The sequence below is a fragment of the Demequina sp. genome, from assembly GCF_049841215.1.
Taxonomy (GTDB): domain Bacteria; phylum Actinomycetota; class Actinomycetes; order Actinomycetales; family Demequinaceae; genus Demequina.
Genome location: NZ_JASGEO010000002.1, coordinates 46,580 through 63,532, shown reverse-complemented (window position 1 = coordinate 63,532; position 16,953 = coordinate 46,580). Strand labels below are relative to the sequence as shown.

The window sequence follows — 16,953 nt, the reverse complement described above, 5'->3', positions numbered from 1 at the left end:
TTGCGCATCTGCCGAACTGTTCACGGCACAGTACCAACATTCTGGCAGGGGATTGCGGTCCTGTGGCCCCAAAAATCGTATCGCTTCGATAACGCTCTGTTGCGCGCTGATTCGTCGCGTGTGGTTGGGCTCGGCTAGCGTTGCGGGCATGACAAGACACGTGGTCGTCACAGGAGCCAATCGGGGGATAGGACGGGCGATCGCGGAAGCGTTCGTTGCGGCGGGGGACACCGTCTCCACGATCTACCGCGGCGGAGACCTCCCAGAGGGCGTGGACGGGGCGATCGCGGACATCTCCGACACGGACGCCGTCAATGCGGCGTTCGACGAGCTCGAGGCCAAGCACGGTCGCGTGCGCGTGCTCATCGCGAACGCAGGCATCACGCGCGACGGCCTTCTCATGCGCATGAGCGATGAGGACTTCGAGGCGGTCATCGACGTCAACCTGACCGGCACATTCCGCACTGTGCGGCGCGCGGTGCAGTCGATGATGCGCGAGAAGTACGGCCGCATTGTGCTGGTCGGCTCGGTCGTTGGACTGCTGGGCAATCCTGGGCAGGTGAACTACTCGGCGTCGAAGTCTGCACTGGTGGGCATGGCGCGTTCCATCACGCGAGAGGTGGGATCGCGCGGCATCACGGCGAACGTCATCGCGCCTGGCTTCATTGAGACGGCGATGACAGCTGAACTGGGCGAAGACCTCGTGGCCCAGTACAAGGCGAACATCCCTGCCCGTCGATTCGGCTCAACGGATGAGGTGGCGAACGCCGCCGTGTTCCTCGCCTCCGACGCCGCCGGCTACATCAGCGGGGCCGTGCTGCCCGTTGACGGTGGCCTCGGCATGGGCCACTAACACTCGTTCCCGCGCTGACTCGCATCACACCGCAGCGGCGCTACGCTCACTCAAGAGGAGGAGACCATGGGAATTCTTGAAGGCAAGAACATTCTGGTGACCGGTGTGCTCACCGAGGGCTCGATCGCATTCGATGTCGCGCGCCTGTGCCAAGAGGAAGGCGCAACGGTGGTGCTGACCGGAATGGCGCGCACCCTGAAGGTGACGCAAGCGATGGGCCGCAGACTCCCCGTGGAGGCGCAGGCCATCGAACTGGACGTTACCAACCCCGAGCAGCTCGCGGGCCTCGCGGACGCCGTCAAGGAGCACGTTCCCCACCTCGACGGCGTGGTGCACTCGATCGGTTTTGCGCCGCAGTCCGTCATGGGCGGCAACTTCATGTCTGGCGAGTGGGATGACGTCGCCGTCGCGATTCACACCTCTGCGTATTCGCTCAAGGCGCTCGCAGGTGCCGCGCTTCCTCTCATGACCAACGGCGGCTCGCTGGTTGGCCTCACGTTCGACGCTCGCTACGCGTGGCCCGTGTACGACTGGATGGGTGTCGCTAAGGCCGCGTTTGAGTCGGTCAACCGCTACCTCGCCCGCGACCTGGGCCCACAGGGCATCCGGTGCAACGTGGTCTCCGCTGGTCCGCTGCTCACGACGGCAGCCAAGCACATCCCGGGCTTTGACCAAATGGAGGGCCATTGGGATGAGCGCGCCCCGCTTGGGTGGGATTCGGCGAACACCGAGCCCGCGGCCCGTGCCGTGACCGCGCTTCTCAGTGACTGGTTCCCCGCCACAACGGGCGAGATGATCCACGTGGACGGCGGCGTCCACGCGATGGGCGCCTGAGTGTCATGACTCGCCTTGTACTCGTTCGTCACGCGAAGGCAGAGGCACCACGGCCAGCACTCGACGACCACGACCGCGCGCTCACCCTCGAGGGGCGCAGTTCAGCGCAAGCCCTCGCCCAGGCACTGGCCGACGCTGGGGTTGAGATTGCGGTAGCGCTCGTCTCGAGCGCGGTACGCACCCAGCAGACGTGGAAGCTCATGGAGCCCACCTTCGATGGCGCCGAGGCGCACACCGAGGAGTCGCTTTACGAAACCCACGTGGGTGGTGTCGTTGGACTCCTGACGGCGCTCGACACGGAAGGCACGGTGGCCGTCGTTGGCCACGAGCCGACGATTTCCGCCGCGGCGGCATGGCTCGCCGGCCCCGGCTCGGACACGAAGGCGCTGCAGCGCATCGCCCACGGGCTACCAACGGGAACCGCGGCTCTGCTCGACTTTGAGGGACCGCTCCGCGAACTGGGCCAGAACAAGGCCGTGCTCACGGCAGTGTGCGCGTCCCATGCCCACTTCTGATCAGCAGACGCAAGAGCGTCGCTGGTGGATGCTGCGCTGGGGTCCGCGGCATGACTCTGGGGTCTTGTACTACCCGGGTCACCCGGGAGAGGTGTGGGTAGACGCGATCGGTGAGGTGGTGCCTTTCCTTGTGTCTACCGGGGACTTTGCTCCCGCGGACATGCAGTACCGCATGCATCGTGAACACCTGTGGGATTCCCAGGCGGGGCTCTATGGGGAGGCCTACAACGTCGATAGCGGGACGTGGGTACGGCAGGCGCCAACAGCGTCGGGCAATGCCAAGGCCGCGCTGGGGATAGCCCAAGCCTTGCGCGAGGGTGGTGAGACCACGCCTGCGGAGATGAGGGGCCGCTGGCAACGCGAAACGCGTGACCTCATGGAGGCTATGCGCGACCTCGCTCTCGATGCGGAAGCGGCCGCACTGCTTACGCAGGCGCTGCTCATCGCGCGCGAAGACGGTTGGCTAGAGTCCTAGGTGCGGCAGGGCGGCATCGAGGCGCGGCTCATTGATGGCGATGTCTGCTTGCGCTTGGACCACGGGCTTGGCGTTGAACGCGATTCCTAGGCCCGCGGCGGCCATCATGTCGAGGTCGTTCGCGCCGTCGCCAATGGCGACCGTGTCCTCAACCGCGATCCCGAGCTCCGCCGCGAAGGCGCGCAGGGCCTCGGCCTTAGCCGCCCGATCGATGACTGGGCCATCTGTGCGGCCGGTGAGCATGCCCTCGGACACGTCAAACCGATTGGCGCGGAAGCGCGTGATGCCTAGCCGGGCTGCCAGCGGGGCCACGATCTCCGCGAAACCGCCGGAGACGAGCGCAACCTCCCAGCCGGCACCCTGCGCGGCCGACACGAGCTCTGCGGCGCCGGGAGTGAGCTCAACCTGGGCGAGCACGTCGTCAAGAACACTGACACGCAGACCCTTGAGCGTGGCGACGCGCTCCTTGAGGGATTCACCGAAGTCCAACTCGCCGCGCATCGCGGCCTCGGTGATGCGGGCCACTTCCGCTTGGGTGCCTGCGTGAGCCGCGACGAGTTCAATGACCTCGGCAGTGATCAGGGTGGAATCGACGTCGAGGACAAGCAAACGCGTCATGAACTGACCACGGTCCCCTTGGCGACGACCGTGATTCCGGAATCCGTGACCGTGAACCCGCGCTGCAGGTCCCACTCGCGATCGATGCCGATGCGCGCGCCCTCTTCAACCACCACGTTCTTATCCACGATGGCGCGGTGCACTTGCGCATGACGGTTGACCACGACGTTATCGAGGAGCACAGAGTCGCTCACGGTTGACCACGAGTGGAGCCTCACCCCAGGGGAGAGCACCGAGCCAGTGACAGTGGCGCCGGAAACGATCACGCCAGGGGAGACTATCGAATCCGCTGCGTGACCAAGCCGGCCCTCTTCCGAGTGGATGAACTTGGCAGGCGGGGCCGTGATGAGGCCCTGGTGCATGGGCCACTGGTGGTTGTACACGTTGAAGACGGGCGCCACCGCGATGAGGTCCTGATGGGCCTCGTAATACGAGTCGAGCGTTCCCACGTCGCGCCAGTAGTTGCGGTCGCGATCGGTGGAGCCGGGGACGTCGTTGTGGCGGAAGTCGTAGAACCCGCACTCGCCGCGCTCCACGAAGTAGGGGACGATGTCGCCGCCCATGTCGTGCTTGGAGCCGACGCGATCCGCGTCCTTGGCGAGCGCCTCCATGAGGGCATCGGCGTCGGCCACGTAGTTACCCATCGAGGCGAGCACCTCGCCGGGGCTGTCTGATAGTCCCTGGGGGTCCTTGGGCTTCTCGAGGAACGCGCGCACGCGGCTGGGGTCGTCGGGATCGATGTCGATCACGCCCATCTCAGGGGCAAGCGCGATGGGCTGACGAATCCCGGCGATGGAGAACTTGGCGCCAGAGGCCACGTGCGCGTCCACCATCTGGGAGAAGTCCATTCGGTACACGTGGTCGGCACCAACGATGACGACAATGTCGGGCCGCTCATCCTCGAGGATGTTCGCGCACTGGTAGATCGCGTCCGCGCTGCCGAGGTACCAGTGGGGGCCGCGGCGCTGTTGCGCTGGCACCGGCGCAACATAGTTGCCGAGCAGGGGCGACATGCGCCACGTGCGCGCGATATGGCGGTCAAGCGAGTGCGACTTGTACTGCGTCAGCACTACCACGTGCAGGTAGCGCGAGTTGATCACGTTGCTCAGCGCGAAGTCCACGAGGCGGTAAGTGCCGCCGAACGGCACTGCGGGCTTAGCGCGAGCGGCGGTGAGGGGCATCAGTCGCTTGCCCTCACCCCCTGCGAGGACGATTGCGAGGACTTTGGGCGCGGCCATACGCCCAGCATAGGCGGCAAGCGGGACCAGCGGCGGGCCCGCGCCGAGGAAGAAACCACTAGCGTGGGAGACATGCGCATTGACTTGCTGACCAGGGAGTATCCGCCGCACATCTATGGCGGCGCCGGCGTTCACGTGACGGAGCTCGCGGGGGTGCTTCGCGAGCACGTCGACGTACGCGTACGGGCCTTCGATGGGCCGCGAGATGAGCCTGGGGTCACCGGTTACGACGCGCTCGGAGGCGGAGTTGGCGAGGCGTCGCTCGACGTCCTAGCGCACAACCTGCCGATGGCTCGCGACTGCGTTGGCACCGACCTCGTGCACTCGCACACCTGGTACGCGAACATGGCGGGGCACCTCGCGAAGACGCTCCACGGAGTTCCGCATGTGCTGAGCGCCCACTCGCTTGAGCCGCTGCGCCCATGGAAGGCAGAGCAGCTTGGAGGCGGCTACCGCGTCTCGAGCTGGATCGAGAAGACGGCCTACGAGGCTGCTGACGCGATCATCGCCGTGAGCGCAGGCATGCGCACCGACGTGCTGCGCGCCTACCCCGCGGTTGACCCCGATCGCGTGCACGTCATCCACAACGGGATCGATGTGGCGGGTTGGGCGGCGCCGTCAAGTGATGAGGAGCGGGCACGGGCCGACGCTGTGGTCGCCGAGTGGGGAATCGATCGTTCTCGTCCTGCCGTGGTTTTCGTTGGCCGGATTACCAGGCAGAAGGGACTGCCGTACTTCCTGAGGGCCGTGGAGCAACTGCCGCCCGAGATTCAAGTGGTGTTGTGCGCTGGCGCTCCCGACACCAAGGAGATCGCGCAAGAGGTGTCATCTGCAGTGGCCGCACTGCAAGAGACGCGCGATGGCGTCATCTGGATCGAGAAGATGCTGCCCCGCCCGGAACTCATTGCGGTGCTCGACGCCTGCACGGTGTTCGTGTGCCCGTCGATCTACGAGCCCCTCGGCATCGTCAACCTCGAGGCCATGGCGGTGGGGCTTCCCGTTGTCGCCTCCGCAACGGGAGGCATCCCTGAGGTCGTGGTGCATGGTGAAACCGGTCTGCTTGTGCCTCTCGAGCAGCTCACGGACGGCACCGGAACGCCCCTCAACCCCGATGCGTTTATTGCCGACCTCGCCAACGCTCTGGCGACAGTGGCGCTCGATGGTGAGCGAGCGTCGGGCATGGGACGTGCGGGGCGCGAGCGTGCCGCCGAGCACTTCTCATGGACCGCCATCGGCGACCGGACGTTGGGCCTGTACCAGTCCATTCTTCGATAGGCTCGCGGTATGACTGAGGTGCTGGCGTTCGAAGGGGTGACGCTCAGCAGGGACGGCAACGAGATCCTGCGCGGCATCGACCTTCACGTGAATGGCGAGGACCGGTGGGTGGTCCTTGGGCCCAACGGCGCCGGGAAGACGTCTTTGGTCTCTATCGCCGGTGCGCGTCTGCATCCCACCGATGGCGTTGCACGCGTACTCGGGGAGGTGCTTGGCGAGGCCGACACGCAGGAACTGCGGATTCGCGTGGGGTTGTCGAGCGCTGCGCTCGCGGATCGCATCCCCCCGGAAGAGAAGGTGCGTGACGTCGTGATGACCGCCGCGCACGGCATCACCGGCCGCTGGCGCGAGGAGTACGAGGAGCCGGATGAGGAGCGCGCCGCGGCGTTGCTGCTTGCCTTTGGCATGGCCGACTTCGCCGATCGCGAGTTCTGGACACTGAGCGAGGGCGAACGGAAGCGCGTGCAGATCGCGCGAGCGCTCATGGCGGATCCCGAACTGCTGCTGCTTGACGAGCCGGCCGCGGGCCTTGATCTTGGTGGCCGCGAGGAGTTGCTCGCCGCGCTCACCGAACTTGCAGGGGATCGCCGGTCGCCCGCAATCATCCTGGTAACCCACCACGTGGAGGAGATCCCGGTAGGGTTCACTCACGTGCTGTTGATGCGCGGCGGCGAGGTTGTCGCGGCGGGGCCGTTGGGGGAGACGCTGACCGCGGAAAACCTCACGGAGACCTACGCGATGCCGGTTGAGTTGTCGTCAGAGGGCGGGCGCTTCACGGCCCGACGCTCTGGCTAGGTTTGAGATAAGGAGGCAGTCATGAATCCATCACTGTGGTGGTTCGTAGGGGCGATGCTGCTGGGGATCCTGGAGATCTTCACGCTCGATCTCACCTTCGCCATGCTCGCGGGGGGCGCGCTTGCGGGCGGTCTCGCGGCATTGTTTGGCGCCGACCTATGGCTGTCCATCGTGATCTTCGCCGTGGTGTCCGCGCTACTGCTGTTCGTGCTGCGGCCGTCGCTCATGAAGCACTTCCGCACGGGCGCCATCTCCACGGGCACCGCGGCCCTCGTTGGCCGCACCGCAATCGCGCTTGACGAGGTCACGACACGCACGGGCCGGGTGAAGCTCAATGGCGAGGTGTGGACGGCCAGGACCCTCGAGGGCGCTGTAGCCGAAGACGCGTATGCAACTGTTCTAGAAATCAAGGGCGCCATGGCAATTGTGGCGCCGGCGGCGGATGACGCCGTCATCGATACCGAGGAGGGGTAGGTCATGGACGACATCGCAAACGTGCTGTGGATCGTCGTTGTGCTGTTCTTTGCGATCTTCGTGATCGTTGCGATCGCCAAGGCGATCGTGGTGGTGCGGCAGACGCAGGCGTTCATCGTGGAGCGCCTTGGTCGGTACAGCCGCACCATGGACGCGGGGCTTCACTTCCTGGTGCCCTTCTTCGACAAGGTGCGCCACAAGGTGGACCTGCGTGAGCTCGTGTACTCGTTCCCACCGCAGTCGGTGATCACGAGCGACAACCTCGTGGTGGACATCGATTCCGTCATCTACTTCCAGGTGACGGACCCCAAGGCTGCGGTCTACGAGATCGCGAACTACATCACCGGTGTGGAACAGCTCACCACCACCACGCTCCGCAACATCGTGGGAACCATGGACCTGGAGCAGACGCTCACGAGCCGCGACCAGATCAACGGTCAGCTGCGCGGCGTGCTCGATGACGCCACCGGCAAGTGGGGCATCCGCGTGAACCGCGTGGAGCTCAAGGCGATTGAGCCGCCCATGTCCATCAAGGACTCGATGGAGAAGCAGATGCGCGCCGAGCGCGACCGCCGCGCCGCGATCCTCAACGCGGAGGGCATCAAGCAGTCGGCAATCCTCACCGCTGAGGGTGAGAAGCAGTCGGCCATCCTTCGTGCCGAGGGTGACGCGCAGTCCAAGATTCTGCGCGCCGAGGGTGAGGCGAAGGCCATTCTGCAGGTGTTCGACGCCATCCACGAGGGCGATGCGGACTCCAAGCTGCTCGCGTACCAGTACCTGCAGGTGCTGCCCGAGATCGCCAAGACGGACTCCAACAAGGTGTGGTTTGTGCCCACCGAGTTCACGGGAGCGCTCAAGGCCGTTGCCGCGGGCTTTGGCTACGAAGCGGACGACGAGCCGCTCAAGCGCGATGCCACCAAGAAGCGCAGCACGCGCATTACCTCGGCTCTTGAGGACCCGCGTGCCGCTCTCGAGGAGGCGCGCCGTATGGCGGAGGGCGTCACGGCGGACGCAGAGTCCCACGGCACCAGCTCCGGCAAGCCCTTCAGCCCCGAAGCCGAAAAGGGTCAAGCCCCGCCTCCGTGAGCCTGACTGACGAGGAGTTGCTCGCGGACTACCGCGGGCTCACTGACGGTGCGCTGCGGCGCTCGTTCGAGGCGGAGCGCGGGCTGTACATGGCCGAGGGCGCTAAGGTCATCGAGCGCGCTCTCGCCGCCGGGCATGTGCCACGCTCGGTGCTCTGTTCGCCGCGCCGGCTCGCGTCGATCGAGCACTTGATTCCTGTCGGCACACCGGTGCTTCTTCGCTCCGAGGATGAGCTTGAGCAGATCACCGGGTTCGAGGTTCACAGGGGAGCGCTTGCTGCCATGCACCGCCCGACGCTTCCCACCTTGGGCTCCCTCGTCGCCGATGCACGGCTCGTGGTGGTTCTGGAGGGAATCATCGATCACACCAACGTGGGCGCGATCTTCCGTTCGGCGGCCGGCATGGGGGCCGACGCTGTGGTGGTCTCTCCCGAATGTGCGGACCCGCTGTATCGCCGCTCGGTGAAGGTCTCGATGGGAACGGTGTTCCAGGTGCCGTGGACGCGAGTGCGAGCGTGGCCGGGAGCGCTCGATGAGTTGCGAGCGCTCGGCTTTGTCGTTGCTGGCCTGGCCCTCACCGAAGGCGCCGTTCCGCTCGATGTCTTCGCAGCGTCGGGCCACGAACGCGTGGCGCTCGTGCTCGGCACGGAAGGCGACGGCCTCACCAGCCAAGCCCTCGCGCACACGGACGCCACCGTCGTCATCCCCATGCGTGGGGGAGTGGACTCGCTCAACGTGGCCGCGGCGTCGGCTGTGGCGATGTGGGAGTTGCGCGAGCGCTAGGTACGTCGGCCGTTACACGTAACAGATGAGTTCGCCGTGCAGCACGGAGAACCAGCCGTCGCCGTCCGCGGCCCAGCGCTTCCAGCCCTCGCTGATCTCGAGTAGATCCGCTTGCGTCGCGAGTCCAGAGCCCAGCAGTTGCTCCGCGATCGCCGAGTTGAGAATGCGCTCCGACCATAGGCCGCCCCACCACTCGCGCTCCGCCTCAGTGGCGTAGCACCACGTACTCGAGGTGGCGCTGACGTCGGTAAGCCCCGCGGCGTGAGCCCACGAGAGCAACCGGCGCCCAGCGTCGGGCTCAGCGCCGTTTGCACGTGCCACCGCGACGTACAGCTCAAGCCAGCGATCAAGTTCAGGCACCTGCGGCCACCACGTGAACGCCGAGTAGTCGCTGTCGCGCACGGCGACGATGCCACCAGGGCGCGTGACGCGCGCCATTTCGCGAAGCGCCTGCACGGGATCTCCAACGTGCTGCAGCACCTGGTGGGCGTGGGTCACGTCAAAGGAGTCGTCCGCGAACTGGAGGCGATGAACGTCCGCCACCGCGAAGTCGATGTTCGTTGCGCCGTGTTCCGCGGCCGTAGCCCGCGCAAGCGAGACCTCGTCCTCGCCAATCTCCGTGGCGGTGACGTGGGCCACCCTGCTGGCGAAGTCCACGGTGATGGTTCCGGGACCGGCGCCAACGTCGAGGAGGCGATCGGTGTTCTTGAGCAGCGGCAGCAGGTGCGGGGCGGAGTTCTCGACGGTTCGGTTGCGGTGCGAGCGCAACACGGACTCGTGATGGCCGTGGGTATAGGTGGTCACCCGCCCAACCCTGTCACACTTCTCAGCCGGCTCCTGTCACGGTTACCAGGTGCGTCGCGTTGTCGTAGGTGAACGTGACCGTGGAGTCTTTGGTGAGTGAGAGCGGAATGTTTGGGCCGTCCTTCACGCCGCCGTCGCCGTAGTTCTCGTCCCACGTGCGGTTGAGGGCGATCTTGAACTCGTAGTCTCCCGCCGGCAAATCCACGGTGATGGACCACGTGGCGCTCTCCTCGTCGAACGTCATCTGGGCCTCGTCGCACCAAGGAGCCCAGTCCTCGCCGCAGCCCATGACGGAGTTCACGGTTCCGGGCAGCGCCACCTCGTCCGGCTGCGCCATCGCGCCGGACTTGCCCGCGAAGATCGCCGACTCGCTCGTCACGCCAGCCTGTGTGGCCAACGCCCTGTACTCGACGTCTTTGCCGGCCTCCGCCGTCGTGAGGTCATCGGTCACGGAGTACACGGGGGCGGTGTTGTCGGTGCCAACGTCCTCCCAGTCGCCGCCCTGAACGCGGCGCTGAATGGTCACCTCTGTTCCCTCGCGCGCCGGCAGCACAGTCGCAGCGACCACGGGCGCCTCTCCCAAGAGTTCGCCTGGGGCGGGGCTCACCAAGGTGACCGACGGCGCGGGCACCTCGGCCTCGAGAGTTTCACTTGTGCTGTCGTGGCCCTTCCCGTCCGACGCTACGGCTTGGTATGTCACTGACGTTCCGGGGGCGAGATCGCTGACGTCGTCAAAGACCCGATAGGGAGCGTTGTCGTCGGTGCCGATGTACGTCCACTCGCCGGCCGTGCCGTCTTCGGCGACAGCTTGGCGCCAAAAGCTGACCTCCGCGTAGTTCTCAGCGGTGACGTCCGCAGTCACTTCCAGGCGACCCTGGTCATCGGCTGGTGCCGCCGCCGTGGTGAGCTGCACCTGGGGGGCGTCGGTGCCAGGGAGGGCAGCGTCGGCCCGGAAGACCACCGCGCCGTACGAGGGAACTGTGATCTGGATGCTGTTGTCGTCGCCAGCCGTGACCTCGGTGGCGGTGTCGCCGTAGATGAGGGAGAAGGTGCCACCCCAGGTGGGAATGGTGGCCTCATGCTCCTCGGCGGAACTGTTGAGTACCACCACGTACTCGCGGCGCTCGTCGCGATTGAAGCGGCTGAAGGCGAAGACGTTGCCGTCGCTGTAGCGAGTGATCTGGGCGCCGGTCGCAAGGGTTGGGTGGTCGTTGCGCAGGGCATTGAGCGCGGAAATCTGCTGGTAGAGGGGCTGTTCGGTGTCGAAAACGGGCTCGGCGAGGGTCGCGGTGGAGCCGATAAGGACGTCGTCCGTGTACTCGGGGATGGTGGTGCCGAACATCACTTGGCGCGCGGCGCGGTCGCCGCCGTCACCCGTGAGGCCCTGCTCGTCGCCGTAGTACGTGATGGGGTTGCCGCGAGTGAGGTACATGAGCGAGTTGGCGAGCTGGAACTGCTGGAGGAGTTCTTCTTGGCTCGCGTTTGCGTTGTCGGCCTGGAGGAAGCCGCCAAACCGGCCCATGTCGTGGTTGCCCAGGAAGGTGGGCAGTTCGTAGGCCGACGAATCGGCGTCGGTGTACCAGTCGTCATCGGCGTAGAAGGCGGCTAGGTCCTCTGCTGAGCCGCCGCGCGAGGCGAAGTTGCGGGCGGCGTCTTGGAAGGGGAAGTCGAGAACCGCCTGCTGATCCGCGGTGGTGGTGAAGTGGCTGGTCTTCGCGCGCGACGTGTCGAAGACCTCGCCGAACATGAAGAAGTCGTCCTTGCCGGCGTCCTTCGCGGCCTGCAGCACGTCCGGGCCAAAGCTCTGCCAGAACTCATCGTTGACGTGGCGCATGGTGTCAATGCGGAAGCCGTCAACATCGAAGTCCTTGATCCAGGTGGTGTAGATATCCGTCATGCCCTGGACCACGCGGGGGTCCTCGGTGAAGAGGTCGTCGAGGCCAACGAAGTCGCCAAACAGGGCGTCTTCCCCGGTAAACGTGCTGTTTCCGCGGTTGTGGTACATCGTCACGTCGTTGAGCCACTCGGGGGACTTGGCGCTCTCCTCGCCGTCGGCCAGAACTGGGGTGTAGGGGAAGGAGGTGTCCGCGCTCAAGGTGGGGAAGCCGTCGGACCCTGCCACGTCGCTGGGACTGAAGACGTTGCCGTCACTGTCCTTGTACGGGGCCTCGTCGGTGCTGACGTAGGGGAGGCGGTCGCCGCCCTGGTAGCCGATGACGTCTGCTGTGTGGTTGGTGATGATGTCGAAGTAGACCTTGAGGCCGCGATCGTGGGCTGCTGTGATGAGGTCCGTCATGGCGTCGTTGCCGCCCAGGTGAGGGTCGATGCTCGTGAAATCGGTGATCCAGTAGCCGTGGTAGCCGGCGCTGGAGTCTTCCGGCTGCACGGCCTTGTTCGTGAATGGGGGAGCCACCCAGATGGCGTTGACGCCTAGGCCCTGGATGTAGTCGAGCTTGTCCTCGATGCCCTTCAGGTCTCCGCCCTGGTAGAAGGCGGAGTTGGTGTTGTCGTAGCCGCTTACTTGCGGGTCGCTTCCCAGCCCGCCGTCGTTGTTGGAGGGGTCGCCGTCGTTGAAGCGATCCGTCATCACGAAGTAGAAGGACTGGTTGGTGGTGCCCTCCGCGCGGACGGGGGCGATGGCGTGGGGGCCTTGGTTGGCGTTGGTGAGGATGCCCGCCGTGATGCCCACTGCTCCGAGGGCGATCACAACCACCGCGATTAGTGCGGCTGTGCGTCGCTTGTGTGGCGCCGCGTTGGGCGTCGCTTCTGGTGTTGGCGCTGATGTTGCCGCCGCCTCGTGTGCCACCGTTCCTCCGTCGTCGCAGGTGAATGTACGCGCTTACATTCCGGCTATCAGGGTAGCACCGGCCGCGGTCCGTTTCGCTGCCGCCTTGACTCGGTCGTAGGGAATCGTCTGAACCACTCAGCGCCGGTTTTGACCCTCGCAGGGGAAGAAACTGTCGCTGAGTGGTTCAGACGATCGGGACTCGCGCATGTCAGTGGCGAGTGCCATAATCGAACATATGTTCGAATGATGGGAGGGCGCATGGACGCCACTCTTCAGTCCGCGCGTCTCGAGAAGGCCAGGGCGGCGCTCGCTGCGGTGCAGACGCGGGTTGGTACTAGTAGGGAGTGCTGGGACGCGCCTACGCTTCCGCTCGCCCCCGCACTGTCCGACGCTCTGCCCGCGGGCCTCCGTCGCGGCCAGGTGGTCTCGGTGCAGGGATCAACGTCCCTGGTGCTTGCCTTGGTTTCCGAGGCCTCGCGCGAGGGGTCGTGGGCAGCGATGATCGGCATGCCCAATGTGGGGGTTGTTGCGGCCGCGCGGCGGGGGATTGAGCTTTCTCGGTTGGCGTTGGTCCCGCATCCGGGATCGCAGGCTCCCGCGGTCGCGGGCGCGTGCGTGGACGGCATGGACGTGGTGGTGATGGGGCCACGCTTGGCCCTTACCGATGCCGACCGGCGGCGGCTTGCCGCGCGCGCGAGAGAGCGTGGAGCTGCGCTCATCAGCGCCGGGCCGTGGGACGGGGCACATGTCGGGCTGACCGTGCTCCGCTCCACGTGGAGCGGACTCGGCGCTGGCGATGGTCGTCTGCGTGCACGGGACATGATCGTGGAGGTGACCTCCCGGGCCGAAGGTCCGGCCCGTCGCGTTGCCCTCACACTCGAGGCCGACGTCATGCTGAGAGCCCGAGCCAGCGTCGGGCAGGCGAGCCTCGAGGGGGTCGCGTGACCATCGTCGCCACCACCCGCCGAGCCGTGCTGTGGGTGCCCGACTGGCCCGTGGTCGCGGCCGCCGCGGAGGCCGGTCTGAGCCCCAGCGCTCCAGCGGCCGTGCTCTACGGGCGCGGCATGGTCGCGGTGTCTGCCTCCGCGCGGGCTGCGGGGGTGAGGCGCGGCCACCGCAAGCGACTCGCGCAGCGCGCGTGTCCGGACATCACGATCCTCCCGTACGACGAGGCGCGCGACGCCCGCGCCTTCGAGGCCGTCGCGGCCGCTGCTGAAGACGTAGTCGCGGGCGTCGAGATCTCGCGGCCGGGCATGCTGATGATCCCCTCGGACGGGGCGGCGCGCTTCCACGGCTCCGAGGAGGCGCTCGCCGAGGCGCTCGTGAGCGCGGTCGCCGAGCTCGCCGGGTGCGAGAGTTCCGTTGGGGCGGCCGACGGCCTGCTCGCGGCGGTGCTCGCCGCTAGGGCGGCGGCGCTCATCCCGGCGGGGGAGTCGGCGACGTTTCTGGCCCCGCATCCCATCGACACGCTCACGCTCGGGGCCATGGAGCGTACCAAGCGCGAGGCGGTGGAAGACCTGGTCTCCGTGCTGTCGCGGCTCGGCATCGACACCATTGGCGCGTTCACCGCGCTGCCGTTCCCCGATGTCCTCGCCCGCTTTGGGCCGGTGGGCGCGTGGGCGCATCGCATCGGCCTCGGCGAGGACGTAGCGCCTCCCGTGCTGCGCCGCGCCGAGGAGGACATCGCGGTCGAGTACGCGTTTGAGGAGCCGGCAGAGAACTCGCAGCAGCTCGTCCCCGTAGCCCGCCTGCTCGCCGAGCGGCTCGACGAGGCCCTGCTCGCGGCAGGCATGCGCTGCGGAAAGGTGCGCATCGTCGCTGCTACCGAGCGGGGTCAGCACCTGGAGCGGGTGTGGCGAACAGACGTGGGGGCGCGCGCAGGAGCCTTCGCCAACCACATGGCCGACCGCGTCCGCTGGCAACTCGAGGGCTGGCTGAGCGGAACCTCGGAGGGCCCAGAGCGCTCCGGGCTCACCTCGCTCGGGGTGGTCGCGGAGGACGTGGTGCCTTTGGGATCCGAGCAGTCCTATCTGTGGGGTGGCATCTCCGGTGCGGACTCGCGTGCGCAACGCGCCCTAGAACGCGTTCAGGGACTTCTTGGGCCCGACGGCGTGCTCGCCGTTCGCGAGCAAGGCGGCAGATCTCCGCGAGAGCGGGTACTGGCACTGCCGTGGGGGCAGGAGGCGGCCGAGTCGCGACCGCTCGCGCACCCGTGGCCGGGCGGGATTCCCGATCCGGCGCCCGCGACCGTGCTGTCCATTCCTAAGCCGGTCCAGGTGCTCGACGCCGGCGGCACCTCCGTGACCGTGGACCGCCGCCTTGCGATCAGCGCGCCGCCAACGTGGGTGCGCCTCGAGGCGGAACCCACCGACGAGCGAGCGCGGGCGGCAAACCGGCACCCAGCGTCGGGCCATGTTGGTCAGGTGAAGGGGCCGGTGTGGGAACGGCCTAGGCCCGTGGACTCGTGGGCGGGGCCGTGGCCCATCGCGCAGCGGTGGTGGAGCGCGGACGCGTCGCGGGGCGCGTATCTGCAGGTGTCGCTCGGTGATCGAGCCGTGCTCGTGGCGTTCAGGGGCGGGGAGTGGGTGCTGGAGGCGATGTATGACTAGTCAGGATTCCTTACTCCTTCTAGACTCCTTACATGAGTGCAATGTACGCAACGATCACATCTAAGGGTCAGATAACGCTGCCGGTCGCGGCGAGGCGTGCGCTAGGACTCCACGAAGGTCAGAAACTGGGCATTCGCATCGAAGGCACCACGCTCGTGATCGACGCACCGCCGGACATCGAGTCGCTGCGCCAGCGTGCTCGCGCAGAGGCCGAGGCCCATGGCACGTGGGGCACCGTGCCCACTGCGAATGAGGGATGGGTCGCCCACGTCGACGAGCGATATGACGAGCGCGGCCGTGCCAAGCCTTGATGCGAGCGTGCTGCTGCGCTGGCTCCTGAACGACGTTCCTGACCAGTCGGCTGCGGTCGAGAGACTCTTGAACGGAGGCGATCCGCTTTACGTCGCCGACGTAGCGCTCACTGAGGTTGGCTTCGTGTTGGAACGGTCACTAGGCCTCTCGCGCGGGCTCGTGGCGGACTGCCTCACGGCGGTGCTCGCGTTAGGACAGGTAGTGATCGACAGGACCATCTGGGGTCAAGCAATTGACGCTTATCGCTCGCACGCCAAACTCTCGCTCGCCGATGCATACCTCGCGTCCAATGCGATCACGAATGACGCGGCACCGTTGCTTACGTTCGACAAGAAGCTGGCGCAGCAACTCGACGGCACCCAGCTTCTGGAAGCGTGACTTGGCATGGATGAATTGACCATCGACGATATGCCTGACGAACTCATTGCTGCGCTAACGGCTCAAGCAGTTCGACACGGACGTTCCCTCGAGTCCGAGGTCAAAGACATCCTTGAGCGAGCCGTCGCCGAACCGCTCGCCAGCCCTGGTCGACGGTTGTTCGATGCCATGGCGGAGATTCGCGCCTTGGGAGGGGTGGAACTCGACATCCCGCCCCGCGAGCACACACAGCCTGTCGAATTCGACTGACGGGTCAACGCCTGACAAGGGAGCAACTCGCTAGTACACCCGTAGCTAGTGGAGGTCAGGTGCGCCAGCAAGGTGTGGTCCGCTCCGCCCTCCGGCAAATACGTGCCCGGGAGCACCTCCACCGTGTGGGTCTTTGCCTGCCACCTTCGGCGGGAAGAGCCCGGGCGGAGTCGCTCTGGGGAGCTACCGGGACGGCGCAGACTCTTCCTGGTCCTCATCGAACCGACCACGCTGGACGAGGAGGTCGAGGGCCGATCGCGCAATAGGCGCGATTCTTTGAGGCCAACCGCTAGCGATCGTCTCCGCGGTGTCCATCGCGCGAGTCTCTTCGACCGCTGCGAGCAACGCTGAATGCACACGGTCCACAGCGTTCACTTCCGCTGGGGTGTAGGCAGAATTGGCTCGCCAGTCCCACGGGCGGTTGTCCGCGACCCAGTCGAAGAACGACTCGAAGTACTCGACGTCACCCGTCGCGCGGATACCGTCGTCGCCCTCTGCGAGATATTCCAGGCATTCGATGACTCGGTTGCGAATTCTCTGATCAGCCAGCCGCGCGGATAACTCCTCCATGAGCAAACACTATGGTGTGCCGACGGCTGGCAGTGCTGAGCTCTACTTCTGGCCATCGGCGTGAGCGTCCCATTGCAGCCACCTGGCAGCGTGGTCACAGCGGGGGTAACGGAACGGCCGGCAAGGGCGTGCCGGTGGCGACGCAGTCTTCGAGTTGGGCCTGCACGTCAAGGCAGCGTCCGAGGATTGCTATGAACTCGGCGTCCTGCTCCAAGGCTTCGATGTGGTCGGGCCAGGTGGTGTCGTTCATGCGTTCACCCCAGGTCGCTTCGTCCTCGACGCGCCTGCCCGGGCGCCG

At 66.3% G+C, this 16,953-nt stretch carries 20 protein-coding genes; 14 read left to right on the top strand and 6 right to left on the bottom strand.

The window, feature by feature from the left end:
* Nucleotides 1-148 precede the first annotated feature (148 nt).
* From fabG to QM618_RS00315, 4 genes are all read left to right on the top strand, one after another.
* On the top strand, nt 149-853 hold the full coding sequence (fabG, locus tag QM618_RS00330) for a 3-oxoacyl-ACP reductase FabG (protein WP_428093166.1): 705 nt from the start codon (nt 149-151) through the stop codon (nt 851-853).
* A 66-nt stretch (nt 854-919) separates the two neighbouring features.
* On the top strand, nt 920-1,687 hold the full coding sequence (gene fabI, locus QM618_RS00325) for an enoyl-ACP reductase FabI (protein ID WP_428093163.1): 768 nt from the start codon (nt 920-922) through the stop codon (nt 1,685-1,687).
* 5 nt (nt 1,688-1,692) lie between these two features.
* A complete protein-coding gene (locus tag QM618_RS00320) occupies nt 1,693-2,202 on the top strand; it encodes a SixA phosphatase family protein (protein ID WP_428093159.1) in 510 nt (169 codons plus the stop codon).
* Nucleotides 2,189-2,677, top strand: coding sequence for a hypothetical protein (locus tag QM618_RS00315; RefSeq protein WP_428093156.1), 489 nt, complete (start codon nt 2,189-2,191; stop codon nt 2,675-2,677). Before QM618_RS00320 ends, QM618_RS00315 begins: the two co-directional genes overlap by 14 nt.
* Here QM618_RS00315 and serB read toward each other — a convergent pair.
* Both serB and QM618_RS00305 read right to left on the bottom strand, forming a co-directional pair.
* Nucleotides 2,666-3,295, bottom strand: coding sequence for a phosphoserine phosphatase SerB (serB, locus tag QM618_RS00310; RefSeq protein WP_428093153.1), 630 nt, complete (start codon nt 3,293-3,295; stop codon nt 2,666-2,668). The genes QM618_RS00315 and serB overlap by 12 nt on opposite strands.
* Nucleotides 3,292-4,533 (bottom strand): glucose-1-phosphate adenylyltransferase, encoded by a 1,242-nt coding sequence (locus tag QM618_RS00305; RefSeq protein ID WP_428093150.1) that lies wholly within the window; start codon nt 4,531-4,533, stop codon nt 3,292-3,294. Before QM618_RS00305 ends, serB begins: the two co-directional genes overlap by 4 nt.
* Nucleotides 4,534-4,605: 72 nt before the next feature.
* Here QM618_RS00305 and glgA point away from each other — a divergent pair, with 72 nt between their 5' ends.
* The 5 genes from glgA to QM618_RS00280 are packed head-to-tail and all read left to right on the top strand — an operon-like array spanning nt 4,606 to nt 8,945.
* Nucleotides 4,606-5,808: a glycogen synthase gene (glgA, locus tag QM618_RS00300; RefSeq protein WP_428093147.1), complete on the top strand. Its 1,203-nt coding sequence runs from the start codon at nt 4,606-4,608 to the stop codon at nt 5,806-5,808.
* Between the two features lie 9 nt (nt 5,809-5,817).
* Nucleotides 5,818-6,603 (top strand): ABC transporter ATP-binding protein, encoded by a 786-nt coding sequence (locus tag QM618_RS00295; RefSeq protein ID WP_428093144.1) that lies wholly within the window; start codon nt 5,818-5,820, stop codon nt 6,601-6,603.
* A gap of 21 nt (nt 6,604-6,624) precedes the next feature.
* Nucleotides 6,625-7,077 (top strand): NfeD family protein, encoded by a 453-nt coding sequence (locus QM618_RS00290; protein WP_428093140.1) that lies wholly within the window; start codon nt 6,625-6,627, stop codon nt 7,075-7,077.
* A 3-nt stretch (nt 7,078-7,080) separates the two neighbouring features.
* Nucleotides 7,081-8,163 (top strand): SPFH domain-containing protein, encoded by a 1,083-nt coding sequence (locus QM618_RS00285; protein WP_428093137.1) that lies wholly within the window; start codon nt 7,081-7,083, stop codon nt 8,161-8,163.
* Entirely contained in the window at nt 8,160-8,945 is a 786-nt protein-coding gene (locus tag QM618_RS00280) for a TrmH family RNA methyltransferase (RefSeq protein ID WP_428093133.1), read from the top strand. The genes QM618_RS00285 and QM618_RS00280 overlap by 4 nt, the downstream gene beginning before the upstream one ends.
* Nucleotides 8,946-8,957: 12 nt before the next feature.
* Here the strand turns inward: QM618_RS00280 and QM618_RS00275 are convergent, their stop codons facing one another.
* Both QM618_RS00275 and QM618_RS00270 read right to left on the bottom strand, forming a co-directional pair.
* Nucleotides 8,958-9,749 carry a class I SAM-dependent methyltransferase gene (locus tag QM618_RS00275; RefSeq protein ID WP_428093130.1) on the bottom strand — a complete coding sequence of 264 codons (792 nt, stop codon included), beginning with the start codon at nt 9,747-9,749 and terminating at the stop codon, nt 8,958-8,960.
* Nucleotides 9,750-9,771: 22 nt separating this feature from the next.
* The gene (locus tag QM618_RS00270; RefSeq protein ID WP_428093127.1) at nt 9,772-12,462 is read right to left on the bottom strand and encodes an alpha-amylase family glycosyl hydrolase; all 2,691 of its coding nucleotides are present in this window, start codon (nt 12,460-12,462) and stop codon (nt 9,772-9,774) included.
* 333 nt (nt 12,463-12,795) lie between these two features.
* Between QM618_RS00270 and QM618_RS00265 the strand changes: the two genes are divergently transcribed.
* From QM618_RS00265 to QM618_RS00245, 5 genes are read left to right on the top strand one after another with little or no spacing between them, the layout of a single operon-like run.
* A complete protein-coding gene (locus QM618_RS00265) occupies nt 12,796-13,482 on the top strand; it encodes a hypothetical protein (RefSeq protein WP_428093124.1) in 687 nt (228 codons plus the stop codon).
* Complete coding sequence (locus tag QM618_RS00260) at nt 13,479-15,146, top strand: DNA polymerase Y family protein (RefSeq protein ID WP_428093121.1); 1,668 nt, start codon at nt 13,479-13,481, stop codon at nt 15,144-15,146. The genes QM618_RS00265 and QM618_RS00260 overlap by 4 nt, the downstream gene beginning before the upstream one ends.
* Before the next feature lie 32 nt (nt 15,147-15,178).
* Nucleotides 15,179-15,457 (top strand): AbrB/MazE/SpoVT family DNA-binding domain-containing protein, encoded by a 279-nt coding sequence (locus QM618_RS00255; protein ID WP_428093118.1) that lies wholly within the window; start codon nt 15,179-15,181, stop codon nt 15,455-15,457.
* Nucleotides 15,429-15,836, top strand: a complete 408-nt coding sequence (locus QM618_RS00250; protein ID WP_428093115.1) for a PIN domain-containing protein — start codon at nt 15,429-15,431, stop codon at nt 15,834-15,836. Before QM618_RS00255 ends, QM618_RS00250 begins: the two co-directional genes overlap by 29 nt.
* A gap of 6 nt (nt 15,837-15,842) precedes the next feature.
* On the top strand, nt 15,843-16,085 hold the full coding sequence (locus QM618_RS00245; RefSeq protein ID WP_428093112.1) for a FitA-like ribbon-helix-helix domain-containing protein: 243 nt from the start codon (nt 15,843-15,845) through the stop codon (nt 16,083-16,085).
* A gap of 183 nt (nt 16,086-16,268) precedes the next feature.
* On the opposite strand, the gene QM618_RS00240 is transcribed toward QM618_RS00245, so the two are convergent.
* Nucleotides 16,269-16,655, bottom strand: coding sequence for a hypothetical protein (locus QM618_RS00240; RefSeq protein ID WP_428093109.1), 387 nt, complete (start codon nt 16,653-16,655; stop codon nt 16,269-16,271).
* 94 nt (nt 16,656-16,749) lie between these two features.
* On the bottom strand, nt 16,750-16,905 hold the full coding sequence (locus QM618_RS00235) for a hypothetical protein (RefSeq protein ID WP_428093106.1): 156 nt from the start codon (nt 16,903-16,905) through the stop codon (nt 16,750-16,752).
* Between the last annotated feature and the right edge of the window lie 48 nt (nt 16,906-16,953).